The 24,833-nt window shown below is 68.9% G+C and carries 24 protein-coding genes; 10 read left to right on the forward strand and 14 right to left on the reverse strand.

The features are described from left to right. Positions 1-74 precede the first annotated feature (74 nt). Positions 75-1,310, reverse strand: a complete 1,236-nt coding sequence (locus FFS49_RS25210; protein ID WP_105818927.1) for an MFS transporter — start codon at positions 1,308-1,310, stop codon at positions 75-77. A 154-nt stretch (positions 1,311-1,464) separates the two neighbouring features. Here FFS49_RS25210 and FFS49_RS25215 point away from each other — a divergent pair, with 154 nt between their 5' ends. Continuing rightward, positions 1,465-1,917 (forward strand): helix-turn-helix domain-containing protein, encoded by a 453-nt coding sequence (locus FFS49_RS25215; protein ID WP_171026832.1) that lies wholly within the window; start codon positions 1,465-1,467, stop codon positions 1,915-1,917. Positions 1,918-1,930: 13 nt separating this feature from the next. Here the strand turns inward: FFS49_RS25215 and FFS49_RS25220 are convergent, their stop codons facing one another. From FFS49_RS25220 to FFS49_RS25230, 3 genes are all read right to left on the reverse strand, one after another. Then, positions 1,931-3,376, reverse strand: coding sequence for an MFS transporter (locus FFS49_RS25220; protein ID WP_105818925.1), 1,446 nt, complete (start codon positions 3,374-3,376; stop codon positions 1,931-1,933). A 191-nt stretch (positions 3,377-3,567) separates the two neighbouring features. Continuing rightward, on the reverse strand, positions 3,568-4,341 hold the full coding sequence (locus tag FFS49_RS25225) for an AraC family transcriptional regulator (RefSeq protein WP_105818924.1): 774 nt from the start codon (positions 4,339-4,341) through the stop codon (positions 3,568-3,570). 35 nt (positions 4,342-4,376) lie between these two features. Next, positions 4,377-4,718, reverse strand: a complete 342-nt coding sequence (locus tag FFS49_RS25230) for an FKBP-type peptidyl-prolyl cis-trans isomerase (protein ID WP_011355854.1) — start codon at positions 4,716-4,718, stop codon at positions 4,377-4,379. 581 nt (positions 4,719-5,299) lie between these two features. Here FFS49_RS25230 and FFS49_RS25235 point away from each other — a divergent pair. Beyond that, positions 5,300-6,217 (forward strand): metal-dependent hydrolase, encoded by a 918-nt coding sequence (locus FFS49_RS25235; protein WP_046550020.1) that lies wholly within the window; start codon positions 5,300-5,302, stop codon positions 6,215-6,217. 474 nt (positions 6,218-6,691) lie between these two features. Further along, positions 6,692-8,173, forward strand: coding sequence for a sigma-54 dependent transcriptional regulator (locus FFS49_RS25240; RefSeq protein ID WP_046196675.1), 1,482 nt, complete (start codon positions 6,692-6,694; stop codon positions 8,171-8,173). Positions 8,174-8,201: 28 nt separating this feature from the next. On the opposite strand, the gene FFS49_RS25245 is transcribed toward FFS49_RS25240, so the two are convergent. After that, positions 8,202-8,588, reverse strand: a complete 387-nt coding sequence (locus tag FFS49_RS25245; RefSeq protein WP_069251058.1) for a GtrA family protein — start codon at positions 8,586-8,588, stop codon at positions 8,202-8,204. Between the two features lie 1,114 nt (positions 8,589-9,702). Continuing rightward, positions 9,703-10,485, reverse strand: coding sequence for an ABC transporter substrate-binding protein (locus tag FFS49_RS25260; protein ID WP_039360511.1), 783 nt, complete (start codon positions 10,483-10,485; stop codon positions 9,703-9,705). Between the two features lie 234 nt (positions 10,486-10,719). Here FFS49_RS25260 and FFS49_RS25270 point away from each other — a divergent pair, with 234 nt between their 5' ends. Further along, the gene (locus tag FFS49_RS25270; RefSeq protein ID WP_011355846.1) at positions 10,720-11,139 is read left to right on the forward strand and encodes an MbcA/ParS/Xre antitoxin family protein; all 420 of its coding nucleotides are present in this window, start codon (positions 10,720-10,722) and stop codon (positions 11,137-11,139) included. A gap of 2 nt (positions 11,140-11,141) precedes the next feature. Further along, positions 11,142-11,837: an RES family NAD+ phosphorylase gene (locus FFS49_RS25275; RefSeq protein ID WP_039360515.1), complete on the forward strand. Its 696-nt coding sequence runs from the start codon at positions 11,142-11,144 to the stop codon at positions 11,835-11,837. A 43-nt stretch (positions 11,838-11,880) separates the two neighbouring features. Here the strand turns inward: FFS49_RS25275 and FFS49_RS25280 are convergent, their stop codons facing one another. Next, the gene (locus tag FFS49_RS25280; protein ID WP_039360518.1) at positions 11,881-12,612 is read right to left on the reverse strand and encodes a metallophosphoesterase; all 732 of its coding nucleotides are present in this window, start codon (positions 12,610-12,612) and stop codon (positions 11,881-11,883) included. A 124-nt stretch (positions 12,613-12,736) separates the two neighbouring features. On the opposite strand from FFS49_RS25280, the gene FFS49_RS25285 reads away from it, so the two are divergent. Further along, positions 12,737-13,390 (forward strand): DUF1345 domain-containing protein, encoded by a 654-nt coding sequence (locus FFS49_RS25285; RefSeq protein ID WP_039360521.1) that lies wholly within the window; start codon positions 12,737-12,739, stop codon positions 13,388-13,390. 24 nt (positions 13,391-13,414) lie between these two features. Here the strand turns inward: FFS49_RS25285 and FFS49_RS25290 are convergent, their stop codons facing one another. Together FFS49_RS25290 and FFS49_RS25295 are read right to left on the reverse strand one after the other, a co-directional pair. Beyond that, positions 13,415-14,083, reverse strand: coding sequence for a glutathione S-transferase (locus tag FFS49_RS25290; protein WP_105818921.1), 669 nt, complete (start codon positions 14,081-14,083; stop codon positions 13,415-13,417). Between the two features lie 126 nt (positions 14,084-14,209). Further along, positions 14,210-14,917, reverse strand: coding sequence for a class I SAM-dependent methyltransferase (locus FFS49_RS25295; protein WP_105818920.1), 708 nt, complete (start codon positions 14,915-14,917; stop codon positions 14,210-14,212). A 307-nt stretch (positions 14,918-15,224) separates the two neighbouring features. Between FFS49_RS25295 and FFS49_RS25300 the strand changes: the two genes are divergently transcribed. After that, positions 15,225-16,877: a DUF3459 domain-containing protein gene (locus FFS49_RS25300; protein WP_071333660.1), complete on the forward strand. Its 1,653-nt coding sequence runs from the start codon at positions 15,225-15,227 to the stop codon at positions 16,875-16,877. Positions 16,878-16,947: 70 nt separating this feature from the next. On the opposite strand, the gene FFS49_RS25305 is transcribed toward FFS49_RS25300, so the two are convergent. The 5 genes from FFS49_RS25305 to FFS49_RS25325 form a co-directional block, all read right to left on the reverse strand. After that, the gene (locus tag FFS49_RS25305; protein ID WP_105818919.1) at positions 16,948-17,532 is read right to left on the reverse strand and encodes a thiamine phosphate synthase; all 585 of its coding nucleotides are present in this window, start codon (positions 17,530-17,532) and stop codon (positions 16,948-16,950) included. A gap of 22 nt (positions 17,533-17,554) precedes the next feature. After that, the gene (locus tag FFS49_RS25310; RefSeq protein WP_039358046.1) at positions 17,555-18,898 is read right to left on the reverse strand and encodes a hemolysin family protein; all 1,344 of its coding nucleotides are present in this window, start codon (positions 18,896-18,898) and stop codon (positions 17,555-17,557) included. A gap of 76 nt (positions 18,899-18,974) precedes the next feature. Then, on the reverse strand, positions 18,975-19,754 hold the full coding sequence (locus tag FFS49_RS25315) for a HAMP domain-containing sensor histidine kinase (RefSeq protein ID WP_105818918.1): 780 nt from the start codon (positions 19,752-19,754) through the stop codon (positions 18,975-18,977). Between the two features lie 67 nt (positions 19,755-19,821). Next, positions 19,822-20,745, reverse strand: a complete 924-nt coding sequence (locus tag FFS49_RS25320) for a DMT family transporter (RefSeq protein ID WP_039358050.1) — start codon at positions 20,743-20,745, stop codon at positions 19,822-19,824. 41 nt (positions 20,746-20,786) lie between these two features. Beyond that, a complete protein-coding gene (locus FFS49_RS25325) occupies positions 20,787-21,644 on the reverse strand; it encodes a LysR substrate-binding domain-containing protein (RefSeq protein WP_105818917.1) in 858 nt (285 codons plus the stop codon). A gap of 115 nt (positions 21,645-21,759) precedes the next feature. Here FFS49_RS25325 and FFS49_RS25330 point away from each other — a divergent pair, with 115 nt between their 5' ends. The 3 genes from FFS49_RS25330 (at position 21,760) to FFS49_RS25340 (ending at position 24,789) form a co-directional block, all read left to right on the forward strand. Further along, complete coding sequence (locus tag FFS49_RS25330; RefSeq protein WP_011355834.1) at positions 21,760-22,143, forward strand: tautomerase family protein; 384 nt, start codon at positions 21,760-21,762, stop codon at positions 22,141-22,143. 126 nt (positions 22,144-22,269) lie between these two features. Then, entirely contained in the window at positions 22,270-23,904 is a 1,635-nt protein-coding gene (locus tag FFS49_RS25335; protein ID WP_105818916.1) for a CHAD domain-containing protein, read from the forward strand. A gap of 48 nt (positions 23,905-23,952) precedes the next feature. After that, positions 23,953-24,789, forward strand: a complete 837-nt coding sequence (locus tag FFS49_RS25340) for a TOBE domain-containing protein (RefSeq protein WP_071332938.1) — start codon at positions 23,953-23,955, stop codon at positions 24,787-24,789. Positions 24,790-24,833: the final 44 nt, after the last annotated feature.

Consider the following 24,833-nt stretch of genomic DNA (forward strand, 5'->3'; position numbering starts at 1 on the left):
CCGGTTCGCGTGCCGACCGCCCGCAGAGGGCGGGCCTGCCTTCTTCTCCCTCCGATACGCGGCACCGGCACGTGTCATGCGCGCCTGAGCGTGGCGGCCCACACGCCGAGCGCGGCCACGCTCACGACCGCGCCGAGCACGCAGACGCCCGTCCATCCGGCGCGCGCATACATCATCGTCGACGCAATCGCGCCGAGCCCGCTGCCGGCCGAATAGAACAGCATGTAGCAGCCGACGAGGCGCGCATGCGCATCGGGCCGCGCGCCGAGAATCATGCTCTGGTTGACGACGTGGACGGCCTGCCCGCCGACATTGAGCAGCACGATGCCGACGATCAACCATGCAATCGACGTATCGCCGAACGCGAGCGGCAGCCATGAGCACGCAAGCAGCGCGAGCGCGACACCGGTCGTCGCTTCGCCGCGCCCGCGGTCCGCGAGCCGGCCCGCGCGGGCGGCCGCCGCCGCACCCAGTGCGCCGACGAGCCCGAACGCGCCGATCTGCGTATGCGACATCGCGTGCGGCGGTGCGCTCAGCGGCAGCACCAGCGCGCTCCAGAAGATGCTGAACGCCGCGAACATCAGCAGCGCGATCGCGCCACGCACGCGCAGCACGCGTTCATCGCGCAGCAGCGACACCATCGATCGCAGCAGCGCCGCGTAGCCGATGCGCTCGTGCGGGCCGTTCTCGTCCGGCAGCAGCCGCGACAGCACGACGAGCATCGCGATCGCGAGCGCGCCCGACACCAGGTAGACGGCCCGCCAGCCCGCGATGTCGGTGACGACGCCCGCCAGCGAGCGCGCGGCCAGCAACCCGACCACGACGCCGCCCTGTGCGGCGCCCACCACGCGCCCGCGTTCGCCGGCGCCCGCGAGCGCCGCGGAGCACGCGATCAGCCCTTGCGTCATCGCGGTCCCGAGCAGCCCCGCCGCGACCATCCCGGCCAGCAGCGCGATACGCGTCGACGACGCGGCGACACCGATGCAGGCCGCCGTCAGCAGCAGAAGCTGCACGGTGATCAGGCGCTTGCGGTTCAGCAGGTCGCCGAGCGGCACGACGAACAGCAGCGCGAGTGCACAGCCGAGCTGCGTCGCCGTGATCACGCCGCCGACGGCCGCCTGCGACACGCCGAAATCCCGCGCGATCGAATCGAGCAGCGGCTGCGCGTAGTAGACGTTCGCGACACTGGCCGCGCAGCAGACGGCCAGCGACGCGACGCGCGCCGCGGACAGGCGGCCGCCGTCGGCCGGATGCGCGGCATGTGTCGGCACGTTCGACGCGACGGTGCCGGAATGACAGGAAGACTCCATGGGTTTCCTCGCGCAATGTAGTTGCAAATTGAAACTGGTGTGGAGTGTAGGAAAAGTAGTTTTAAAATGCAACCTGTTGTGCGGCGGGCGAGATGTTCGCGCACGGATGGCCGGCGCCGCCGCGGAGGCGGCCGGCAAGATTGCGGAGAGGAACATGGCCAGGCAGAAAAGTCTTGCGGATTCGCCGTGCCCGGTGGCGCGGGCGACCGATATCGTCGGCGATCGCTGGGCGTTGCTGATCGTGCGCGATGCGTTCGACGGCGTGCGCCGGTTCGGCGATTTCCGCGCGAGCCTCGGTGTCGCGAGCAACATCCTGTCCGACCGGCTGAAGATGCTGGTGGACGCCGGCGTGTTCGACGTCGTGCCGGCATCCGACGGCACCGCGTATCAGGAATACGCGCTGACCAAAAAGGGCGAAGGGCTGTTTCCGGTGATCGTGATGCTGAGGCAGTGGGGCGAGGCGAACCTGTTTGCTCGCGGCGAGCCGCATTCGGTGCTGGTCGACCGCAGCACGGGGCGCGCGGTCCGCAAGCTCGCGCTGCGGCATGACGACGGCCGGCCTTTGAAGGCGGCGGAGACGGTCGTGAGGAAGGTCGGCGACGCGTGACCGCACGCGTGGTTCAATCGGCCGCCGCCACGGCCTGACGCGTGGACGACGCGCCGCGATGCGCATCGGGCCGCACCCGCGTCGCGAGCAGCGCGGCGGTGACGAGCAGCGCGACCGACACGGCCGTTTCGATCCGCAATCCGCTCACGACCTGCGCCGCGCCGCCGCCGCCGGCGAGCGCGCCGAACGCAGCCACGCCCATCGCGCCGCCGGCCTGCCTCGCGGTATTCAGCACGGCCGATGCGATGCCGGCCCGTTCGGGTGCGACCGACGCGAGCACGGCGGTCGTCATCGCCGGCACCGCGAAGCCCATGCCGGTCGGAATCAGCAGGAATGGCACGAGCAGGACTGCCAGCGGTGTCGACGCGTCGATGAAATGCAGCGACCCGTAGCCGAGCGCGGCGACGAGCGCACCCGCCAGCATCGGCACACGCGGGCCGTGACGCGCCACGACGCGCCCGCTGGCGAGGTTCGACAGCAGGAAGCCGCCGGTCAGCGGCAGGAACGCAAGGCCCGCCTGCAGCGCCGATTCGCCGCGTGCGCGCTGCAGGTACAGCGCGAGCACGAACACGGTGCCGTAGTACGTGAGGTTCACGCAGATCCCGAACAGCACGGCCGCGCTGAAGGTGCGATGGCGGAACAGCGAGAGCGGCAGCATCGGCGTGGCCGTGCGCGCTTCCACGGCGACGAACGCGAGCGCGGCGAGGGCGGCCAGCACGAAGCCGCCGGCGACGACCGGATGCGTGAAGCCGAGCGGCCGCCATTCGATCACGGCGCCGGTCAGTGCGGCCAGCATTGCGATCGCGATGAACTGGCCGCGCAGGTCGAGTGCGCGGATGGAACGGGACGCTGCGGCCGGCGCCGCCGTACCACGCGCGGGGATCCATGCGAACGCCGCCGCCAGCCCGGCCGCACACAGCGGCAGGTTCACGAGGAAGATGCCGCGCCAGCCCCACGCCGCGATCAGCACGCCGCCGACCACCGGGCCTGCCGCGATCGAAATCGAACCGGCCGCCGTCCACCAGCCCACGGCGCGCGCCCGCAGGTGCGGGTCGTGCCGGCACGCGTCGTTGAGCAGTGCGAGCGAATTGGGCAGCATCGCCGCGGCGCCGACGCCCTGCATCGCGCGCGCCGCGATCAGCATCGCGGGCGCGCTCGCGGCGCCGCACGCGAGTGACGCCAGTGCGAACAGCACGAGGCCGGAGATGTACAGGCGCCGCGCGCCGAAGCGGTCGCCGAGCGCGCCGCCCGACAGCATCAGTACCGCGAACGCAAGCGTGTACGCGTCAACGACCCACTGCAGTCCGGCGACCGGCAAGTGCAGGTCGCCGGCGAGATGCGCGAGCGCGATGTTGACGATCGTCACGTCGAGCTGCGTCACGACGAAACCGGTGCTGACGGTCGCGACGACGCGGGCGAGCGCGGACGGGAAGGCGGGCGTGGGGGCGGTCGTATCCATGCGTCAATCGTAGGACGCGGCCGGCACGCGATGTTTCAGCGGAACGTGAAGCGTCGAAACGCAGGATGCGAAGCAGGGGGCGCGAAGCGGGAACGGAACAGGCTGCGGCCGGGCCGTCGCAACCGCGATTTATCGAAGAATCGTGCCGCTACGTGCAGGTGTGCGCGCTCAGCGCGGGCCGGCGGCTGCGTTCAATGCCGCTCGCCGCGCCAGCGTCCCGGCGCCACGCCGAAGCGCTTCGTGAACGCATGGGTGAACGTGCTTTGATCCGCGAAGCCGACCATCACGGCGATATCGACCAGCGGATACCGGCCGTCCGCGAGCAGGATCACGGCGGCGTCGAGCCTCAACCGCTGCAGGTAGCGATGCGGCGTTTCGCCGAACGCGTCGACGAACAGTTGATGAAAGCGGCGCATCCCGTAGCCGCAGTGCGCGGCGAGATCGGCGATGCGCAGCGGCTCGTCGAGTCGCGCGCGCAGCCAGCGGTCGATGCGCGCGAAATCGAGGCCCGAGGCGGGCGCGGCGATGGCGCGTTCGTCGAGCAGCGCGCCGCACAGCCGCGCGGCGGCCTGCCACTGGAAACGGTGCGCGGCCGCTTGCCGCGCGTCGTCGGCGGGGGCTTCGAGTTGCGCGGCGGCGGCCGCGATCTGCGCGACCAGCGACGTCAGTGCCGGATCGATCGCCACGGCGCGCGCGCTGTCGAACAGCCGCTGCGGCACCGCGAGCGAGGCGAGGGGAAGATTGAGCACGAGCTGGCGGTTCTCGCCCAGGCCCGCGTAATCGTGGCGCGCGCCGGCCGGAACCAGCCACGCGCCGTGCCGGTCGAGCCGCTGGCTGACGCCGTCCACCGCCATCACCATCGCACCGTCGATGCCGAGCACGATCTGGTGAAAGTCGTGCACGTCCGACGCTTCGAGCGTGTCGTAGCGTTGCAGTGCGATGGTGGGGGACGAAAGGTGTGCCATGAGGCAGGGTGTCAGGCGGCGGCTCGCGTGCTGTGTCAGATGTCGAGCAGTTCGACTTCGAACACGAGCGTGGCATTCGGCGGAATCACGCCGCCTGCGCCGCGCGGGCCGTAGCCGAGTTGCGGCGGGATCGTCAGGCGACGCACGCCGCCGACTTTCATGCCCTGCACGCCTTCGTCCCAGCCCTTGATGACCATGCCGCCACCGAGCACGAACGCGAACGGGTCGTTGCGATCCTTGCTCGAGTCGAATTTCTGACCGTCGGTCAGCCAGCCCGTGTAGTGGACGCTGACGGTCTGGCCGGCTTGCGCTACGTCGCCGGTGCCTTCGGTCAGGTCTTCGTATTTGAGGCCCGATTCGGTCGTGATGACAGACATGACTTCTCCTGAAAAAGGATGGGTAAAACCGCTATTGTAGGCGAGCGCGCAGCGGGCCGCCGCGCGTGGCTGTCGGCCGGTCGCACGCGTGTCGCGGGCGGCGCCGTGCTGCCGTGGCAGCGATGGTCCGAAACGCAAATGGAACGCGCGTTTGAATTTTTCACGCGCCCCGCGACCGCGGTTGCACCGCGCGAGTGCGACGCGTGTATGAATCGGTGCTACCGGGGCGCTCGGCCGCTTGCCGCGCGGCTTCGCCCGATTCCGCGAAACGCCCGCCACGCGGGGCTTTCGGACCATCGGCATCACACGGCACGAAGCGGCGCATGTCGCTCGCGAGCCACCGCGCGCGTTCGAATCCCGCCCGGCCCGGACGCTGTTCGAGCGCCGCTTCTTCCACCTTTCCGACCGTGCCCTGTTTGGAAGCGCGCATCTACCGCGCGGCTTGCGCGCGCCGCTGCGGGCGGCCTATCTTTACAGCTGTCGATGTCAAGATTTTGGCGGTGCGTGACGCGCCGCCCGGGCCTGCGCCGGCTGTGTCGGACGACGCGCCGGGCCGCTCCGGAACCAGGAGAACGATGAACATGAAGTCAGCCGCTTCCGCCACCGCAGCCGGGATCATGCCGGTGCGCCGCGACCTGCGTTTCGACCTGCCGGTCGAACGCGCGAAGGACTGGCATGGCCTCGGGTCGCACGTGACCCATTTCTTCAACGCGCTGTCGCTGCTGTTTCCGGCCGGCGAGCGTTTCTTCATGGATTCCGTGCGCAACTATCGCGACCGGATCGACGATCCCGTGCTGAAGCAGCAGGTGCTCGGCTTCATCGGCCAGGAGGCGATGCACACGCGCGAGCACATCGAGTACAACGAGCTGATGCAGGCGAACCGCCTGCCCGCGCGCAAGCTCGACAAGCGCGTCTGGACGGTGCTCGGCTACATGAAGCGCAAGCTGCCGCATTCGGTGCAACTTGCGCATACGGTCGCGGCGGAGCACTACACGGCGATGCTCGCCGACTGGCTGCTGCGCGACCCGACGCGTCTCGAAGGTTCGGTCGAGGGCTACCGCCAGATGTGGATCTGGCATGCGCTCGAGGAAACCGAGCACAAGGCCGTGTCGTTCGACGTATGGAATGCCGCGATGGAGCCGGGGCTGCGCCGTTACCTGATCCGCATTGGCGTGTATCTGCTGACGACGCTGACGTTCTGGCCGACCGTGTTCCTGATGCATGCGACGCTGCTGTGGCGCGATCGTGGCGCCGGCCATCACGTGCGCGGCATGCTGCGGATGATCGCGTTCCTGTACGGGCCGCGTCGCGGGCTGTTCCCGCGCATCGCCGGCGAATGGCTGAGCTTCTTCCGGCCGGGCTTCCATCCGTGGGATCACGACAATCATCACCATCTCGCGCGGGTCGACGCGCTCGCCGCCACCTACGGCGAACACGGCGGCACGCCGGCCGGCCGCGGCCGCGCGAACGCGCCGGCGCCGCTCGCATCGGGCCGCTGAGACCGCCGCTGAGACCGCCGCCGGGACCACCGCTGTACCGGCATGCGCGGCATCGGGCCGCGCATGTTGCGTTCGTGCATCAGCCGCCTTCCTCTGACGATTGACCTAAATCAATTCGAACCGGCGGCACTGCTGTCCCGCGGGCCCGTCGACCGGTTGTGCACGCACGCGCCGGCGAGCCGATCCCGCTTGCGCGGCATCGCCCGGGAGCGCCATGCGCCAGCACCGGCGCGGCTTTGCGCGCCGCGCAGCCCCCCGTTCAGGGGGGCCGCCGCGCACGCCACCGGGATAACACCCATCTAGCCGCGGGCCGGCCGCATCGATATACCGTTCATGACAATGTCCACCTCACGCGCGATTCCTGCACGGGGGGATTTTATTCGGACGGAAATGCGGCCAATATGTCGGTTCGACCAAGGTCCGTCGCGTGTGACGGCGAGCCGGCGCGATACCAACGCCAAGCGGGGAACAACGATGGTTGCTAGGTCACCTGACGCAAACGGGCATGCGGTGCCCGAGATGTCGCATGTGTCCGTCACCGCGCCCGAGGACGGACGCAAGCTGTTCGTGATCATGCGCTCGCCCGATGAGCCGTTGCTTGCGCAACTGCGCGGGCTCGGCTGGGAAATCACCGTCGCAAAGACGGCCGGCGCCGCGCAGAACATGACCTCCGGCGTGAGCGTCGCCGCCGGTCTGGTCGATTTCAGCGGGTTCACGTCGCGCGACTATCCCGCGCTGAAGGCGTGCCTGAGCCAGCCGTCGATCGGCTGGATTTCCATCGCGCAGGCCGGTGTCACGATCAGCCCCGCGGTGCGTGAACTGATCCGCAGCTATTGCTTCGATTACGTGACACTCCCGTTGCCCTACGAATGGATTTCGCACGTGCTCGGCCATGCGCGCGGGATGGCCGCGCTCGATCGCGTCGATGGCGCGGCCTATGCGGCGTCGATCGGCGAACACGGGATGATCGGCAACTGCGAGGCGATGCAGCAGTTGTTCAGCACGATCCGCAAGGTCGCGAAGACCGACGCGAGCGTGTTCATCTCGGGCGAGTCGGGCACCGGCAAGGAGCTGACGGCGCTCGCGATTCACGAGCGTTCCGGCCGAGGCAAGGGGCCGTTCGTCGCGATCAATTGCGGCGCGATTCCGCATCATCTGCTGCAATCGGAACTGTTCGGCTACGAGCGCGGCGCGTTCACCGGCGCGAACCAGCGGCGCGCGGGCCGGATCGAATCGGCGAACGGCGGCACGTTGTTTCTCGACGAAATCGGCGACATGCCGGTCGAAAGCCAGGCGAGCCTGCTGCGCTTCCTGCAGGAAGGGAAGATCGAGCGGCTCGGCGGGCAGGAATCGATTCCGGTCGACGTACGGATCATCTCGGCCACCCATGTCGATCTCGACGGCGCGGTCGAGGCCGGGCGCTTCCGCGCGGACCTGTATCACCGCCTGTGCGTGCTGCGCATCCACGAGCCGCCGCTGCGCGCGCGCGGCAAGGATATCGACATCCTCGCGCACTACGTGCTGCAGAAATTCAAGTCCGACAGCGGCCGCAAGATCAGCGGCTTCACGTCGGCCGCGCTCGATGCGATGCGCCGCTACGAATGGCCGGGCAACGTGCGCGAGCTGATCAACCGCGTGCGGCGTGCGATCGTGATGGCCGAGAGCCGGCTGCTGACGCCGCACGATCTCGGGCTCGAGGCGCCGGGCGAAACCGAACCCGTGACCCTCGAACAGGCGCGTGCGCTCGCCGAGCGCACCGCGATCGAGAATGCGCTGCTGCGCAACGATCACCGCATCAACAAGGCCGCGGCCGAACTCGGCATTTCACGCGTGACGCTCTACCGGATGATGATCGAGCACGGCTTGAACGATCACGACAACAACGGCGGGAACGGCGACAACGGCGGGCACGACGGCGCGCCGTCCGGCGACGCGGGGCATCAGCGGGTCGGCTGAGCGGCGCACGCGTGACGCGTGAGCCGGGTCAGCGATAGGTCCAGAGCCGGTGCAGCACGAACGTGACCGGCGGCACGCACAGCACGACCGCGACGATGCTCCACGCGCGGGCGAGGCCGAGCGTCTCGGTGCCGTGCGCCAGCAGCATCGTCATGCCGAGGCCGGCCATCGCGACGGCGAGAAAGCGCACGAAGTTGCCCCACGTCACCGGCGACGAAAAACTCCACAGCGTGTTGGCGAGATACGAGAACGCGGTCGAGCACGCGAACGCGACCGCGTTCGCGCTCACCGGCGTCGCGTCGAACAGCGCGAACATCGCGGCCGCGATCAGCGCATGCAGCGCGGTCGAACCGACGCCCGACACCCCGAAGCGAATCAGCCTGGCGCGTTCGGCGGTATAGAGGGTGCGGATCATCGGGTGCGGTCGTTCGGCTGATGGGGCGGCGCGTGGAGCGGTGTCGTGGGGTGCGTCATGTGCCGGCGAAGGGCGCCGACGCAGACATGACGCGCACCGGTTTCGCAGTATAGCGATGCCGCCGGCCGATGGAGGCGCGGACAACCTGCGGCTCCCGTGCCGCCTGCGCCATGTAACGCGCATGAAACATTTCGCTTCGGCCGCCCCGCAAATTTGCGCGGCAAATCGACGGGAACGGCCGGTTCCCCGTCGGTAAGAATGTCGCGCTGCATTGTTCAGCCTTATTCGGCAAGGCAGGGCCGCGACGCGGCCAGCGCATGCCGCGCGCCGCGTGTTTCAGTTTCGTAACTTCCCGCCATCGGCACCCGTTCCGGCCACCACGCTGCCCGGTCAACCCCTTGTCCGGACGGGCTCGCGCGACGCTGGCCCGCTCCTTGCGACAGTGGGCTTGCGAAAGTCGACGATGCACGGTCCGTCCGGTTCGGCAGCGAACCCTGTCAGTACCGGCCAGGACACGGTCCGCGGGGATGCGGCGGCGGAGCGCGGCACGACAGCTGCGTTCCGGCGAGCACGGAGTGTCGTCGCCTGATCGTCGGGGCGCCGGTCTCGTCCGGTTGCCGGAACAACCATCAGATTGAAACGGGGAAGAAAAATGATCGATCGCCACACGCCGCGGCCGGCAGGCCGCGATCGCAGTGATTCGGAGCATCGCCGGTCGAACGTCGTTCTTGCAGCCGGCCGGCATGCATCGACAGGCCATCTTTCCGCGCCCGGTGCGAGGCGGATCCGGCTGATTGCCGGTCATCCACGCCGGGTCGGCACTTTCCTGCACGCGAACCCGATTCGCAAGGGCATGTGCACACGGGCGCCGGTACCTCGACGCCCGGTCTTCGCGTACTGACCGAAGCCGCACGATATCCGTTCACGCGACGCATCGTCCCCGTGAACGATCAATCTGCAATCCGAATGAAGTGCGAAGCGTCGTGCCACGTGTGCGACGGATGAAGCATACGATGCGACGGCAAACGGCGTGACGCCGGTGCCGTCCGGTGGTGAGGGGAGGGCGGTCGGACGCGCGCGACGGGAGTGGCGCCCGTACGCGCGCGACGCCGTTTCAGCCGCCGTAGATGTCGAAGTCGAAGTACTTCGACGCGAGCCGCTTGTAGGTGCCGTCCTTGACCATATCGAGGATGGCGCTGTCGATCTTCGCCTTCAGGTCGGTGTCCTCCTTGCGCAGCCCGATGCCGGCGCCGATGCCGAGCACCTTCTCGTCGACGAGCTCGGGGCCGACGAACGTGTAGTTCGCGCCGCGCGGCGATTTCAGGAACCCGATGGCCGCCTGCACTTCATCCTGCAGCGCCGCGTCGAGGCGGCCCGAGGTCAGGTCCGCGTACACGCCGTCCTGGTTCTGATACGACACGACGTTCGCGCCTTGCTTGCCCCAGTACGCCTTTGCATACGTTTCCTGCGTCGTGCCCTGTTCGACGCCGATCGATTTGCCCTTCAGCGATTCGGCCGTCGGCAGCAGCGGCGAGCCCTTCTTCACGACGAGCCGCGTCGGCTGGTTGTAGATCTTCGTCGTGAAGCCGATCTGCTGCGCGCGTTGCGGCGTGATCGACATCGACGACAGCACCGCGTCGAACTTCTTCGCCTTCAGCGCCGGAATCATCCCGTCGAAATCGTTCTCGAGCCACACGCACTTCGCCTTCAGGCGCGCGCAGATCTCGTTGCCGAGGTCGATGTCGAAGCCGACGAGCTTGCCGTCGGGCGCCTTCGACTCGAACGGCGCGTAGCTGGCATCGGTGCCGAAGCGGATCGTGGTCCAGTCCTTCGCGGCGGCGGGGCCTGCGGATACCGCGAGCAGGGCGATCGAAACAGCGGCAATCAGTCTCTTCATGGTGCGTTCCTTGGCGGGGTGCTTCCGGGTTCTGTGCGACACGGTTTTCACGGACACGAACCGCGTCTGCGCGCAGTGTCCGCACGGCCATTAACGCAGAAAATAAAATCAGAGTCCAGAATGGACAAAAAATATCGTTTGTCGGATGAGCGAATCGGCCGGCGGGTCTCGACCCTTGCAAAAATACGGAAATGGACTAATCTTGTTAGTAAATTCGTTTCGAGACTAACGGTCATGTCACAGCCCGCCTATGAATCGCACTCCGCCCCGCCGCAGGCCTCGGTCGCGCAGATGTCGGCGGCCGGCCTGCGCGCGTTTTTCAACATCGCACGCGACTGGGAACTGACGATCGACGAGCAGATCGTGCTGCTCGGGTCGCCGGGCCGGTCGACGTTCTTCAAGTGGAAGGCCACGCCGGAATCGGCGCGGCTGCCGCGCGATACGCTCGAACGGCTCTCGCTGTTGCTCGGCATCTACAAGGCGCTGCAGATCCTGCTGCCGCAGCCGGCCGCGGCCGATGCGTGGGTCAAGCGGCCCAACGACGCGGCGCCGTTCGGCGGCAAGCGCGCACTCGACCGGATGCTCGCCGGCAACGTCGGCGATCTGGTCGCGGTCAGGCAATATCTCGACGCGATGCGAGGTGGCTGGGCGTGACGATGCCGATCCAAGCACAACAATGGCCCACGACCGCGGTCGACTGGGCGCCAGCCTATCGCGTGATTCCCACCCGCTTCCCGGCAATCAACCTGTTCGACCGCGTGGCCTCGGCGGACGATTTCGACGCGCTTTACGCACTCGAATCGCTGACCAACGACCGGATCCGCAACGAAGTCGGCACACTCGACCTCGTGCCGCCCGCCGAGCGCCGCTACGGGCAGGGCTGGGGGCCGATCATGGCCGCGTTCACGCACCTGAATCCGCAGGGCAGCCGCTTTTCCGACGGCAGCTACGGCGTGTTCTACTGCGCGCGTTCGCGCGATACGGCGATCGCCGAAACGCGTTACCACAGCGCGCTGTTCCTGGAGGCGACGAAGGAGCCGCCGATGCGCCAGCAGATGCGGCTCTATACGGTGATCGCGCAAGGCGAAGTGGCCGACATCCGCACGTGGCCGAAACGCGATCCGGCGTGGCTGCACCCGCTCGATTACAGCGCCGGGCAGGCGCTCGGGCGCGCGGTGCGCAATGCGGGCGGCGCGGGGATCGTCTATCCGTCGGTGCGCGACCCGCGCGGCGAGTGCCTGGCGGCGTTCCGCACCGCGCTGCTGCGCGACTGCCATCACGCGGCCTACCTCGAATACAACTGGAACGGCTCGGCCGTCGATGCGGTGTTCGAACTGAACCAGGTCGGCTAGGGCTCGCTCGCGGCGTCAGCGCATATCGGCCCTATCAGCCGCCTCAGGGCAGCGGCCAGTCGCCCGCGCGGCGTTCGCGCGCTTCGGCCTGCGTCATCGACCAGGTGCGCCCGGTGCGCGGCTCGGCGAGCGTGAGCCGCCCGGCCGGTGCGAACGCGCCCGTGTCGATGAACCACTGCGCGCCGATCCGCTGCGGCGCGCGCACCGGCGTGTGTCCGGTGCAGGTCAGCGACAGCCCGGCCTGCCGTGCCGGATCGGCGAGCCCCTGGACGAGATCGCGGCCCCAGATCAGCCGCTCGCGCACGTCGTGCGCATAGCTGCCCGTGTCGAGATCGGCGTCCGAGCCGAAGAATTCCGCATGCAGCACGTTGAAGCGCCCGGGGCCGTCGCCGATCACGCGCACCAGCGGCAGCGCGTCGACGCGTGCCGCATGCGCGTGCAACCGTTCCGGCGGCAGGTCGGCCCCCCAGTCGCCGCCGATCCCGCGCCACGCGTCGGGCGACAGCTTGCCGCGCGCCACGAGGCTCAGCACTTCCTCGTGATTGCCGCGCACGACGTGGCACCACGGGCGGTCGAGCAGGTCGAGCGTGGTTTCGGAGGCCGGGCCGCGGTCGACGAGGTCGCCGACCGAGAACAGGCGGTCGCGGGCCGGGTCGAAGCGGATGTCGTGCAGCAGCGCGCGCAGCACATCCACGCAGCCGTGCAGGTCGCCGACGACGAAGTCGCGGCCGGCCGTGTTCGCCGGATGGCGGCAGAGGGGGGCGGTGGCAGTCATCCCAATATCTTAGGCGCTCGCGCCCCCATCGCCACGTCACGATGGAATGGCGATAATCGGGGCACGGTACGCGCCGACGCGGCGCACCGGTCGAACCCTTTCCATCCGCTTTCGGAACCACACGATGACGATTTATCCGCAGGTATTACGCAACCGGCCGCGCATGGTCGCGGCGTTCGTCGCCGGCTTGCTGTGCGCGGTACTGCTGCCGTTTCCGCTGCGTCCGACCGTACGGGCGCTGATCGGCTGGGATTGCGCGGTCTGGCTGTATCTCGCGCTGATGTGGGTGCGCATGGTAACCGCGCATCATGACCAGGTGCGCGACATCGCGATTCGCGAGGACGAAAACGCGACGACCGTGCTGACCATCGTGTCCCTTGCGACCGTCGCGAGCGTGGCCGCGATCGCGATCGAGCTCGCGACCGTCAAAAGTGTCGGCTTTCGCGCGGGGCTCAGCCACTACGCGATCACCGGCGCGACGCTGTTCGGCGCGTGGTTCATGATTCCGACGATCTTCACGCTGCACTATGCGCGCCTCTATTACGGCTCGCCCGGCAACGACCGCGCGCTTCGTTTCCCGGACCGGAGCCCGGAGCCCGATTACTGGGATTTCCTGTATTTCGCGTTCACGATCGCGGTCGCGTCGCAGACGGCCGACGTGTCGATGACGAACCGCTCCGCGCGGCGCTCGGTACTCGCGCAGTCGATCCTGTCGTTCTACTTCAACATGGCCGTGCTCGGGCTGTCGATCAACGTCGCGGCGGGCCTGCTGAGCTGACGCAGGCCCGGGTCATCCGCAGCGTTACTTGAGCAGGTCGTACGGGCCGCCGCGCTCCAGCGCCCGCTGGTACGCGGGCCGCGCATGGATCGCATCGAGAAAGCGCGCGATCGCGGGATACCGGCTGCCGCCCCCGCGCGCGGTCGCCGCTTCGAGCGGAAAGCTCATCTGGATGTCGGCGGCGCTGAAACCGTCGCCGACGAGCCAGCCGGTGCGGCTCAACGTGTCGTTGACATAGCCGAGATGCAGCGCGATCTGCGGATCGACGAAGCTCGATTGCAGCGTGTCGGCGATCTTGCGCGCGATCGGCCGTGCGAAGAACGGCATCGGCGCATGGGCGATCCGCAGCGCGACGAGCTTGAGCAGCAGCGGCGGCATCGCCGACCCTTCCGCGTAGTGCAGCCAGTACGTGTAGTCGTGCCGCTCGGGCGCGCCGGGCGGCGGCGCCAGGCGTCCATTGCCGTAGCGTTCGACCAGGTATTCGATGATCGCGCCCGATTCGGCGTACGTGCGGCCTTCGTCGGTAACGACGGGCGACTTGCCGAGCGGATGGATCGCGCGCAACTCGGGCGGCGCGAGCATCGTCTTCGGATCGCGCGCGTAGCGCACGATCTCGTACGGCACATCCAGTTCTTCGAGCAGCCAGAGCACGCGCTGCGAGCGCGAGTTGTTCAGGTGATGGACGGTGAGCATGTCGACGCCGGAGGTGGGGACGGGAACGACATCATACCCAGCGCATGGCGCGTGTACGCGAAACGCATCGCGCTTCGTGACGAGCCGTGCCTGGCCGTCCGCGTCTGGCCGGCCGCGTCTTCTCCATCACGCGCGCCGCACCGCGATCCACGCGCCCCAGAACAGGCTCGAGAAAAAGCGCAGCGGCGCATCGAAGCCCGCATCGCGCAGCAGGCCGAACACGGCTTCCTCGGACGCGGGCGGATCGGCGCCCTGCAGGATCTTCGCGAGTTGCGCGCGCACCGCGTCGGGCGTCGCGCCTTTCATGCGCCAGCGCTGCTGCCATGCGTCGAGCAGGCGAGGGTGGTCCGCGTAGCGGCGGTGGTTGCCGGCGAGCAAGAGCGGTGCGCCGGGCTTCAGGCGCCGCGCGATCGCACGCAGCAGCGCGGCCTTCGCTTCGTCGCCGGGCACGTGATGCAGCACGCCGATCAGTGTCGCGCCGTCGAACGCGGATGCATCGGGCAACGCATCGACACCGTCCTCGACGAACGCCGTGCGCGTGCCGAAGCCCGCGGCCTCGACGTTCGAGCGCGCAAGCGCGAGCATCGGCGCGGACGGGTCGATGGCCGTGAATTGCCAGCCCGGCTCGAGCGCGGCCGCCACGCAGATCTCCTGCCCCGTGCCGCCCGCACCCGCGACGAGGATCCGCGCCTCGGGCGTGTCGATGGCCGACGCGAGCATGCACGCGGTGAGTTCGTGGCAGGCATCGTAGCCGGCGAGCGCGATGCGGGATTGCTCGGCGTATTCGTGCGCGCGTGCCGGATCGAATTTGGCGGCGCTGGCGGGAAGCGACATGGCGGGTTCCTCGGTTGGGGGCGGACGACGTGTCCGCGAGCCTGGCGCAGAGCGTAAGCGTGCGCGGCCGGTGCAACAAGGCGAGTGGTCATCCCGGTATGCGGGCTACCCGACTCGTCGGGGCGTGTCGGATTGCGGTTTTTCCGGGGTCGATTCGTATTTAAAAATGTCCGGGCACGATGCATCGCGGTAGCGAATCCGGCGCATACTCGTTCCTCTCCCCCCGCCTGGCCGTCGCATGCCGGGCCCCGATGCGCCGCGCCCCGCGGGCGCGGCCATGCCGCTCGGTACGCACGAGGAGCGCATGATGTCCGATTGTCCGCACGATCCGTATGCGCAGCACCACATTCACTGCTTGCCGTTCGGCGCCCAGCCCTGTGGCGCGCTCTGTGCGACGCCGCGCACGCATTTTCGCGTGTGGGCGCCGGGCAGCACGCAGGTCCAGCTCGAACTCGATACCGGCTTCGGCCCGTTGCTCGTCCCGATGGCTGCCGCCGGCACGAACTGGTTCGAGGTCTTTGCCGATTGCGGCGCGGGTGCGCTTTACCGCTATCGCCTCGACGATGCGGTGTCGATTCCCGATCCCGCGTCGCGTTCGCAACCCGAAGGGCTCAACGGTCCGAGCGAGGTCATCGATCCGCGCGCATTCACGTGGCGCAACACGTTCTGGCACGGGCGCGCATGGGAAGACATCGCGCTCTATGCGATTCGTCCACACGCGGTGGGCGGCTTCGACGGCGTGCGCCGACGCCTGCCGCAACTCGCGCGCCTCGGCGTGACCGCGCTGGAACTGCTCGCGTCGCCGCACGACAGCCTGCCGTTCGCGCCGCTCGCCGCCGAAGGCGGTCCCGACGCGCTGAAGGCACTGATCGACGACGCGCACGGCTACGGCCTCGCGGTGCTGCTGGAACTCGATTACGCGCGCTTCGGCAGCGGCACCGACGCGCTGCGCCACTACGCGGCGCCGTTCTTCCATACGCGCGACGATCCGCTCCAGGCGCCGCCGCTCGCGCTCGATCATCCGGAAGTCTGCGATTTCTTCTGCGACAACGCGCTGTACTGGATCGACGAGTACCGTTGCGACGGGCTGCGCCTGCGCGAAGCCGACCGGATCGGCGTGTCGTGGCTGCGCGAGATCGCCGACCGCGTGCGCGCGGCCGTGCCGGCCGACCGGCTGATCCATCTCGTACTCGGCAGCGAGCGGCATCCGGCGCATCTTGCCGATACGCATTTCGATGCGCAGTGGAACGGATGCGGCGAACGCGCGCTGCACCGGCTGACGGGGCGCGATACGTCGGCCCACGAAGGCATTTCCACGCACCAGTCGATCCACACGCTCGCCCGCGCACTGACCGCGGCCGGGGCCGCATTCCAGCCGGCCGGGGTGGGCGAAGGCATGGCTGCCGACAGCGGGCTGTCGTTGACGTCGCTGGTGCTGTCCGATGGCGCGTGGCGCGACAGCGGACAAGGCGACCACGGGCAGGAGGCCGGTCTGGCTGCCCTTGCGCTGTCGCTGCTCACACCGCAGATTCCGTTGATCTTCGACGAAACCGCGCGCGACGCCGATCGAGCGCATTTCGTGCAGTCGGCGCTCGCGGTGCGCGCGAAGCTGATCGCACCGCGATTGTCCGATTGCCGGCCGCAGGAAGCGCGTGCGCTGAAGTCGGACGGCGACGGCGATGCCGACGCGCTGCTTGCATCATGGAAGCTCGCCGACGACGAGACGCTGACGATCGCGTTGAACCTGTCGCCCGACGCGGTGCCGTTCGATGCACCGAGAGGGCGGGTCGTGTTCGAGACGCCGGCGCGTGCGCGCGACCGGGTCGATGAAGGGGTGTTGCCGCCGTATGCGCTCGTCGCGTGGCTGACGGGTGACGTCAACCGGTATGCGCTCACGCACGATGCACGTCGCATCGACGATGGTGCGTGGCGCGGATGGCGTCCGAACCTGAACGCATGATGATGTGAGCGGGTAAGCGTTTGAGAGGCCGGGCGCATCTGCGCCTGGCCGTACCGCAGGAATCCCCGAACTACCAGAACCCGCGAATGCCCGCGATGCCGTAGGCGCCGTGGCGGCGCGCCTCGTCGAGGTGCGCGCGCGTCATGCCGCCGAGCGCGAAGACGGGCATCGCGGCCTCCGCGGCCAGCGCGTTGAACTGCGTCCAGCCGAGCGTCGGCGCACCGGGGTGGCTGAGTGTCGGCAACACGGGCGACAGCGTGACGAAATCCGCGCCGGCGCGCGCGGCCAGCAGCAGGTCGTCACGCGTGTGGCAGGCGGCAGACACCCGGCGTCCGGCAGGCAACGGTCGTTGCGCAGCGGCGCGCAACGCGGTGCCGTCGAGATGCCAGCCGGCGCCGTCCAGCCGCATCACGCCTGCTGCATCGATCGGTCCGTTCAGCATCAGGTGCGCGCCGGCCGCGTCGCAGCGCGCGAGCGCGTCGGCGGCGAGTTGCACGAACGCGGCTGCATCGAGCGATTTCACGCGCAGTTGCACGAGGGTCTCGCCGCGTGCGAGCACGGCCGACAGCCGGTCGAGGAACGCCGCGCGATCGGCCGCCGACGCGGATGCCGGCTCCGGCGTGATCACGCAGCAGCGCGGCAGCGTGGCGTTCATCGCGTGCGGCGAAGCGCGGCCGTCATTCGTCGGCCTCTTTCGAGATCTTCGGGTAGACGCGCACGAGCACGATGCGCGGCCCGTTCATCTTCTTCACGACGACGTCGAAGCGGTCGAACGACACGCGCTGCCCTTCGGTCGGCAGATCGCTGAGCGCCTGGATCACGAGGCCGCCGACCGATTCCGCGCGGCCTTCGTCGATGTCGATGCCGAGCGCCTGTTCGAGCGACACGACGGGCAGGCTGCCCTTGCCCATCAGCGTGCCGTCGTCGAGGCGGCTCCAGTCGGCGTCGCCCTGGCGGAACTCGTCGTGGATCTGGCCGACCAGCGCGCCGAGCAGGTTGTCGAGCGTCAGGAAGCCGATCGGCTTCTCGCCCTTGTTGCCGACCAGCGCGAAGTGCGGTGCGCCCTTGCGGAAGCGGCGGAACAGGTCGAGCGCCGGCGTGTCGGGCCTCACGTACTGCACGGGGCGGACATAGTCCGACAGGTCTTCCAGCGCCGCGCCCGCGTGACGCGCGAGCAGCAGGTCCTTCAGGTGGATCAGCCCGCTCACCTGTTCGCGCGACGCATCCTCGAACAGCGGATAGCGGCTGAAGCGGTGCCGCGCGACGATCTCCATGTTGTCGGGCAGCGGGAGATCGCGGCGCAGGCCGATCATTTCATGGGCCGGCCGCATCAGGTCCGACACCGTCATCGACGAAAAATCGAGCGAATGCGCGAGCGTGTTCCACTCGTCGTTGCTGTACGTGCCGCGCGCCGGCTGGGCCGGGTTGCCGGCCGTGCTGCGGCGGCTGCGCAGGATCAGCTTCAGCTCGTCGGTCGAGTAGTGGGCGTCGCTGCCGTGGTCGGCGGAGAGCCCCGCGAGCCGCAGTACCGCGTTGGCGCTGTTGTTGAGCACCCAGATCGCCGGATACATCGCCCAGTAGAACGCATAGAGCGGCAATGCGACCCACAGGCCGACCTTCTCAGACTGGCGGATCGCCATCGATTTCGGTGCGAGCTCACCGACGACGATGTGCAGGAACGAGATCAGCGAGAACGCGAACACCAGCGAGATCAGGTGCACGACGCGTTCGGATTCCACGCCGATCAGGTCGAGCAGCGGGCCGAGCAGTTGCGCGAAGGCCGGTTCGCCGACCCAGCCGAGGCCGAGCGACGCAAGCGTGATGCCGAGCTGGCACGCGGAAAGATACGCGTCGAGACGGCCGTGCACGATGCCGAGGATGCGACCGCGCAGGCCGTGCTTGCGGGCCAGTGTCTTGACGCGCGTGGCGCGCAGTTTGACGAGGCCGAATTCGGCCGCAACGAAGAACCCGTTCAGGGCCACCAGGAACAACGCGCCGATGAGCGCGAAGATCTGTAACAAAGAAACACTCCGGTTATGACAGGCCCATTAGTATAGAGCCAGAAAGGAATTTGTAATGTGACGGGCAGCCGATTGATTACACCGGCGCCTCACCGGGCACGGAGAACGTGATGGTGGCCGGGGCGCCATCGGCGAACGCGTCGTGCGCGAACGTGCCGCCGTGTGCGAGTGCGACGCGCTGGCAAAGCGCGAGCGTCCAGGCGATCCGCTTGGCGTCGCGCTCGCGCAGCATCTCGCGTCGTGCGAACGATTCGAACGCGTGTGGTTGCGTGGGATCGACGAGCGCGTCCGCGTTGACGGTACACGTGGCGCGCGCGGTGAACTGCATGCCGTCGCGAGCGCACGCAAACGTCACGCGGCTGCCGGCGGCGCTCGCTTCGACCGCGGTCGTCAGCATCGTCCATAGCGCCTGCGCGATGCGTTCGCGGTCGGCGGTCAGCGACGGTTCGCCGTCAGGCAGCGTCGCGTCGAGGGCGACCTGTCGTGCGTCGGCGAGCGAGAAACGGGCAAGCGCGATCGTGTCGTCGAGCAGCGCGCGCAGCGCGAACGGCTGCGGCTTGACAGCGAGCGTGCGCGTTTCCGCGCGCGGCGCGTCGAGCACGTCGTCGATCAGCCCGACCTGCTGGTCGATGCCCGTGCGGATGCCCGCGAGCGCACGCTGCAGGTTCGGATCGGCGTTGGCGAGCTGGCGCTCGAGCACGTACGCCCAGCTGTGCATGGCGTTCAGCGGGCTGCGCAGGTCGTGCGACGCGGTGGAGAGCGCCTGGTCGCGCAGGAACAGCGCCGCCTGGGTGGCGTAATGCGCTGCGCGTTCGCGCAGCAGGTCGCCGGCGGGATCGACTGTAGTGGACGTCACGGAGCTGGCCTGTCGGAAGCGGTTGGCGTGGAAGTCACGCGATCCGTCATTATAGGGACGGTGCGTGTCACGCCGGCAGTGCGTCTTCGTCCTTTTTCCGGGCGTCGCCGTTCGGCAGCAACTGGCACGCGAGCAGGCCGGCCAGCATCAGCGCGCAGCCGACGAGCGCGCGCAGCGTCAGCGTTTCGCCGAGCGCGGCCCAGCCGGCGACTGCCGCGAATACGCCTTCCATGCTGAAGATCACGGCTGCGTGCGCGGGCGCCGCGTCGCGTTGCGCGACGACCTGCATCGTATAGCCGACCCCGACCGACAGCAGGCCGCCGTACAGCAGCGTCGGCAGCGCGTTGCGCAGCATCGTGCCGCTGACCGGCTCGATGACGAGGCCGACCGCGAGGCACGCCGCGCCGCACACGACGAATTGCATGAACGCGAGCACGAGCGGATTGTGGCGCTTCGCGAAATGGCCGACGGCCATCACGTGCGCGGCGATGATCACGGCGCCGGCGAGCTGGAACCAGTCGCCGTACAGCACCGAGAATTGCTCGTTGATGCTGAGGAAATACAGGCCGATCGCCGCGAGCAGCGCGCCGAACCACGTGCCCGGGCCGATCCGGTGACGGGCGAACACACCCATCAGCGGCACGATCACGACGTACAGCGAGCTGATGAAGCCCGCGTTGGCGATGCGCGTGTACTGCAGGCCGATCTGCTGCAGCGAAATCGATACCGCCAGCAACCCGCCGAGTGCGAGGCCCGGCAGCAGCAGCGTCGGCTCACGGCGGATCGCCGCGAGCTGCGTGCGCGACGCCGTGTTCAGCATCAGCAGCGGCACCAGCACCAGCGCGCCGAGCAGGAAACGGAGCCCCGTGAACAGGAACGGCCCGATCACGTCGAGGCTCAGGCGCTGGGCGACGAACGCGGAACCCCAGATCGCGGCGGCGGCGAGCATCAGCAGGTTGGCTCGGAGGTGCTTGCGGGCTTCGGGCTTCATTGGAATTCTTCTGGAGATTGCGGGCGGCGGAACCCGTCAGTTTACGCCGAGATTGCAAGGCTGTCGGCAAACCTGCGCAACGCGGCGCCGGCACGTGCATCGCGCACGCGCGAATACAGCACGACCTGCGACAGCGGCAGCGGCGGCAGCCCGAATTTCGCGCCGGCGTCGACCAGCGTGCGCGGCGCAACCCGCCGCGCCAGCGGGCAGACCGCGAGCCCCGCGGCGGCGGCGGCCGTGACCGCCGCCACGCCGCCGCCCGTGAAGCGCTCGCGCCACGGCCGTCCCGCATGGTCGAGCGCGCGCAGCGCGGCGGCCCGCACGCCGCACGGGCCGGCCAGCACCGCGAGCGGCAGCGGTTCGCCCGCGCGCGGTACCCAGTCCGGCGCGGCGAGCCAGGCCAGCGGTTCGGAAAACAGCAGCGTGCCGTCCTCGCGCGGCGGGTCTTCGCCTGGCTCGTGCCGCACGATCACCGCATCGAACCGGCGTTCGTCGTATTGCGCGAGCAGGTTCGTCGACGTGCCGAGATGCATTTCGAGCGACAACCCCGGATCCTGCCGATGCAGGCTCGTGAGCACGGCCGGCAGGTCGGGCACGGCGACGTGCTCGCTGACGCCGAGCGACAGCCGATGCGTGCCGGCCGAGATCGCACCCAGCGCATGATCGTGCGCATCGAGCAGGGCGCGGGCGGCAGGCAGGAAATTCTCGCCGTCGGCGGCCAGCTTGACGATGCGTGGCGTACGCGCGAGCAGCGGCTTGCCGAGGTGGGCCTCCAGCCGCTTCAGCTTCAGGCTGACGGCCGATTGCGTGGTGCCGAGCGCATCGGCGGCGCGCGTGAAGCTGGCGAGATCGGCGACCAGCACGAACGCACGGACAGCATCGAGATCAAGGACTTTCATTTTCGATGTAAATGGATGAAATATTCATCGATGACTGTTCATTATAGTTCGGCGCGCCTAACCTGACGCTGTGTTTCCGTTCTTCAACGTCACCTTCACCGACAGGAGCAGGACCATGCCATTCACCCGTATCGCAGTTCGCGAAGGCAAGCCGGCCGCCTACCGCGCGGCGCTCGTCGATGGCGTGCATCGCGCGCTGATGCACACGTTCAACGTGCCCGAGGACGACATCTTCATGGTCGTCACGGAGCACGCGGCCGAGAATTTCGTGTTCGGTCGTCACTATCTCGATATCGAACGCAGCGACGATCTCGTGATGATCCAGATCACCGCGAACAACACGCGCACGCTCGAGCAGAAGCGGGCGCTGTACCGGGCGATCGCGGACAACCTCGCGCAGCAGCCGGGCGTGCGGCAGCAGGACGTATTCATCAGTCTTGTCGAGGTGCTGAAGGAGGACTGGTCGTTCGGCAACGGCCTCGCGCAATACGCTGTTTGACCTGCGACAGCGCGACAGGGCCAGATCGTCGCCTGCGAGTTTTCGCGACGTGTACTATGGAAGCAGCTTCACGGGTGACGCCGGCGCGATCGATGCGCCGGCAGTTCTTCATGTGCAGGAGCCTCCATGTCGCGTGTGCTGGAAATCGTGTTGTCGCTGTCGCTGGAAGGGTGGCCGGTCAAGGCCGCGAGTCGCGCCCGCGGGGCGCAGCGTGATTTCGGCGCTGAACTCGTGCGCGCGTGGCGGATCTGCCCGCAGGTCCGGATGCGCCGCGGCCACGAGCGCGTGACGATCGAGCCGTGCCAGATCGAGGAGGCCGAGTCGAGCCCAGGCGCGAGCTGGTGGACGTGGGTCGAGTCGAACGCACATGGAAGGCGTGTGGTCGCGTCGCGCACGAAGGCGTTTGCGCCAGGCGTGACTGCGCGCGAGCTGTTCGACGCGGAGCATGAGGGCATCGCCGTCGCGATGCCGCTGCCCGTGCCCGAGGCGGCTGCCGCGGCCGAGGCCGATGCACCTGCCGACGAAGCGGATGGCGTCGCGCCCGACGCCGCAGTGCCCCCGGCCTCAGGCGTGCAGCCGGAATCGTCGGCGCTGCGCCTCGTCAGCGAACGGCGGCGCGGGCGCTGGGCCGACGACAGCGGCGTCGTGGTCGAGATGACGCTTGACGACGTCACGCTGCATCGCGGCAGCGAGCCGCCGCGCCGCTACGTCGAGCTACGCCTTGCCGCGCCCGACTGGGAAACCTTGCCCGCGCGTACCGCCGCGCTGCATGCGCTGTTTGCCGCGGCGCGCGAATTGAGCGGCGCGTGGCCCGCATTCGTGCAGCTCACGAGCGTGATCGATCGCGCATGCGCGGCCGAGCCGGCCGCCGACGGGGCCGTCAAGGCCAGGCTCGTCGACCTGACCGGCGTGCGCACGCAGCGCGCCGCGCTGTTCGCGCTGTCCGGCGACATCACCGCGCAATGGCTCGGCAACGAGGGCGGGGTGCTCGAGCACGACGATCCCGAATTCGTGCACCAGATGCGTGTCGCGCTGCGCCGCCTGCGCACGCTGATGCGCTTCTTCCCGCGCTTTGCCGATCGCCAGTGGCGCGACACGCTCGGTGTCGACCTGCGCTGGCTTGCGTCGCTGCTCGGCACGGTGCGTGACTGGGACGTGTTCGCGACCGAAAGCCTGCCCGCACTGATCGCGGCCGACGGCGGCGACGGCGAGTGGAACGGTACGCTCGACGCCGCGCGCGCGCAGTGCGCGGCCGCGCGGGTCGAGTTGCGGCAGGCGCTGCATTCGGCTCGCTATGCGCGGCTGACGCTCGGCTGGCTCGAGTGGCTGAGCTCGCTTGCGCTGCCGGCCGCCGAAGACGGCGACGCGCCCTCGCTGCGGCGCCACGCGACGAAGCGCGTGCGGCGGCTGTTCGGTCATCTGTACGCGTCGCCGTCGCTGACGTCGCTCGATACGGCTGCGCGCCATCAGGTGCGGATCGATGCAAAGCGGCTGCGCTATGCGCTCGAATTCTTCGCGTCGCTGGCGTCGCGCCGCACGCGCACCGAGACGGTCAAGACGCTCACGCGCGTGCAGAGCGTGCTCGGCGAAGCGAACGACACGATGGTCGCGCTGCAGCACCTCGAAAAATTGGTTGCGCCGCCGTACCAGCTCGGTTTCGTGCGTGGCTACGGCGCGGCGCTCGAACAGCGCGCGGCGCGCGACGCCGAAACGCTGCTGGCCAGCCTGCGGCCGCCGAAGCTCGACGGCAAGCCCGGTTGACCGGCCCGCGCTGACTATAATGGCCGCCCGATTCCCGCACGCATCCCGATGACCGACGCACCGCATTCTTCCCCGTCCGCCGAACCGCTCGAACTGGGCGGTGAGCTGTGGCTGCGCGCCGGCGAGCAGACGCTCGGCGGCGCCACGCGCATCGCGTTGCTCGCGGCGATCGGCGACACCGGCTCGATCACGCGCGCGGCGAAGGCCGTCGGCCTCAGCTACAAGGCTGCGTGGGATGCGGTCGACACGATGAACAATCTTGCCGGCGAACCGCTCGTCGCGCGTTCGACGGGCGGCAAGGGCGGTGGCGGCACGACGCTGACGCCGCGCGCCACGTCGCTGATCGCCGCGTTCCGTACGATCGAGCGCGAGCATCGCCGGTTCATCGAGGCCGCGAGCGCGGCCGTGGCCGGGTTCGACGTCGACTGGGCGCTGATCGGCCGGATCGGGATGAAGACCAGCGCGCGCAACCAGTTGTTCGGCAAGGTCGCATCGATCGTGCGCGGCACCGTCAACGACGAGGTCACGCTCGCGTTGCCGGGCGGACAGCCGATCGTTGCCGTGCTGACGCACGAAAGCGCCGATGCGCTCGGCCTGCAGGTCGGCGCGGACGCCTGCGCGCTGGTGAAGGCGTCGTGGGTCGTGCTCGCGGTCGACGATGGCGAGCACGAGTTGAAGGTGTCCGCACGGAACCAGTTGCGCGGCAGTGTGGAGACCGTCGCGGCGGGCGCGGTGAACAGCGAGGTGACGCTGGCGCTCGACGGCGGCGGGACGCTGACGGCCGTCGTGACCAACGAGAGCGTCGCTGCACTGCAGCTCGACGCCGGCAGGCCGGCGATCGCGCTGTTCAAGGCGTCGAGCGTGATTCTTGCGGTGACGGGCTGACGAAGCAGGCCGGGCGGCGCGCGTCGACGATCATGTAACGGGCG

Source organism: Burkholderia sp. 4NA327C6 (assembly GCF_005502655.1).
Taxonomy (GTDB): domain Bacteria; phylum Pseudomonadota; class Gammaproteobacteria; order Burkholderiales; family Burkholderiaceae; genus Burkholderia; species Burkholderia contaminans.

Excerpts from the sequence above, each read along its gene's own strand:
- FFS49_RS25225 (WP_105818924.1), bottom strand. The coding sequence starts at position 4,341 with ATGGCACACCTTTCGTCCCCCACCATCGCACTGCAACGCTACGACACG.
- FFS49_RS25245 (WP_069251058.1), bottom strand. The coding sequence starts at position 8,588 with ATGATCCGCACCCTCTATACCGCCGAACGCGCCAGGCTGATTCGCTTC.
- FFS49_RS25280 (WP_039360518.1), bottom strand. The coding sequence starts at position 12,612 with ATGACTGCCACCGCCCCCCTCTGCCGCCATCCGGCGAACACGGCCGGC.
- FFS49_RS25285 (WP_039360521.1), top strand. The coding sequence starts at position 12,737 with ATGACGATTTATCCGCAGGTATTACGCAACCGGCCGCGCATGGTCGCG.
- FFS49_RS25230 (WP_011355854.1), bottom strand. The coding sequence starts at position 4,718 with ATGTCTGTCATCACGACCGAATCGGGCCTCAAATACGAAGACCTGACC.
- FFS49_RS25295 (WP_105818920.1), bottom strand. The coding sequence starts at position 14,917 with ATGTCGCTTCCCGCCAGCGCCGCCAAATTCGATCCGGCACGCGCGCAC.
- FFS49_RS25235 (WP_046550020.1), top strand. The coding sequence starts at position 5,300 with ATGAAGTCAGCCGCTTCCGCCACCGCAGCCGGGATCATGCCGGTGCGC.
- FFS49_RS25220 (WP_105818925.1), bottom strand. The coding sequence starts at position 3,376 with ATGGATACGACCGCCCCCACGCCCGCCTTCCCGTCCGCGCTCGCCCGC.
- FFS49_RS25275 (WP_039360515.1), top strand. The coding sequence starts at position 11,142 with ATGCCGATCCAAGCACAACAATGGCCCACGACCGCGGTCGACTGGGCG.
- FFS49_RS25260 (WP_039360511.1), bottom strand. The coding sequence starts at position 10,485 with ATGAAGAGACTGATTGCCGCTGTTTCGATCGCCCTGCTCGCGGTATCC.
- FFS49_RS25320 (WP_039358050.1), bottom strand. The coding sequence starts at position 20,745 with ATGAAGCCCGAAGCCCGCAAGCACCTCCGAGCCAACCTGCTGATGCTC.
- FFS49_RS25215 (WP_171026832.1), top strand. The coding sequence starts at position 1,465 with ATGGCCAGGCAGAAAAGTCTTGCGGATTCGCCGTGCCCGGTGGCGCGG.
- FFS49_RS25240 (WP_046196675.1), top strand. The coding sequence starts at position 6,692 with ATGGTTGCTAGGTCACCTGACGCAAACGGGCATGCGGTGCCCGAGATG.
- FFS49_RS25340 (WP_071332938.1), top strand. The coding sequence starts at position 23,953 with ATGACCGACGCACCGCATTCTTCCCCGTCCGCCGAACCGCTCGAACTG.
- FFS49_RS25290 (WP_105818921.1), bottom strand. The coding sequence starts at position 14,083 with ATGCTCACCGTCCATCACCTGAACAACTCGCGCTCGCAGCGCGTGCTC.
- FFS49_RS25300 (WP_071333660.1), top strand. The coding sequence starts at position 15,225 with ATGTCCGATTGTCCGCACGATCCGTATGCGCAGCACCACATTCACTGC.
- FFS49_RS25210 (WP_105818927.1), bottom strand. The coding sequence starts at position 1,310 with ATGGAGTCTTCCTGTCATTCCGGCACCGTCGCGTCGAACGTGCCGACA.
- FFS49_RS25330 (WP_011355834.1), top strand. The coding sequence starts at position 21,760 with ATGCCATTCACCCGTATCGCAGTTCGCGAAGGCAAGCCGGCCGCCTAC.
- FFS49_RS25270 (WP_011355846.1), top strand. The coding sequence starts at position 10,720 with ATGTCACAGCCCGCCTATGAATCGCACTCCGCCCCGCCGCAGGCCTCG.
- FFS49_RS25305 (WP_105818919.1), bottom strand. The coding sequence starts at position 17,532 with ATGAACGCCACGCTGCCGCGCTGCTGCGTGATCACGCCGGAGCCGGCA.
- FFS49_RS25335 (WP_105818916.1), top strand. The coding sequence starts at position 22,270 with ATGTCGCGTGTGCTGGAAATCGTGTTGTCGCTGTCGCTGGAAGGGTGG.
- FFS49_RS25325 (WP_105818917.1), bottom strand. The coding sequence starts at position 21,644 with ATGAAAGTCCTTGATCTCGATGCTGTCCGTGCGTTCGTGCTGGTCGCC.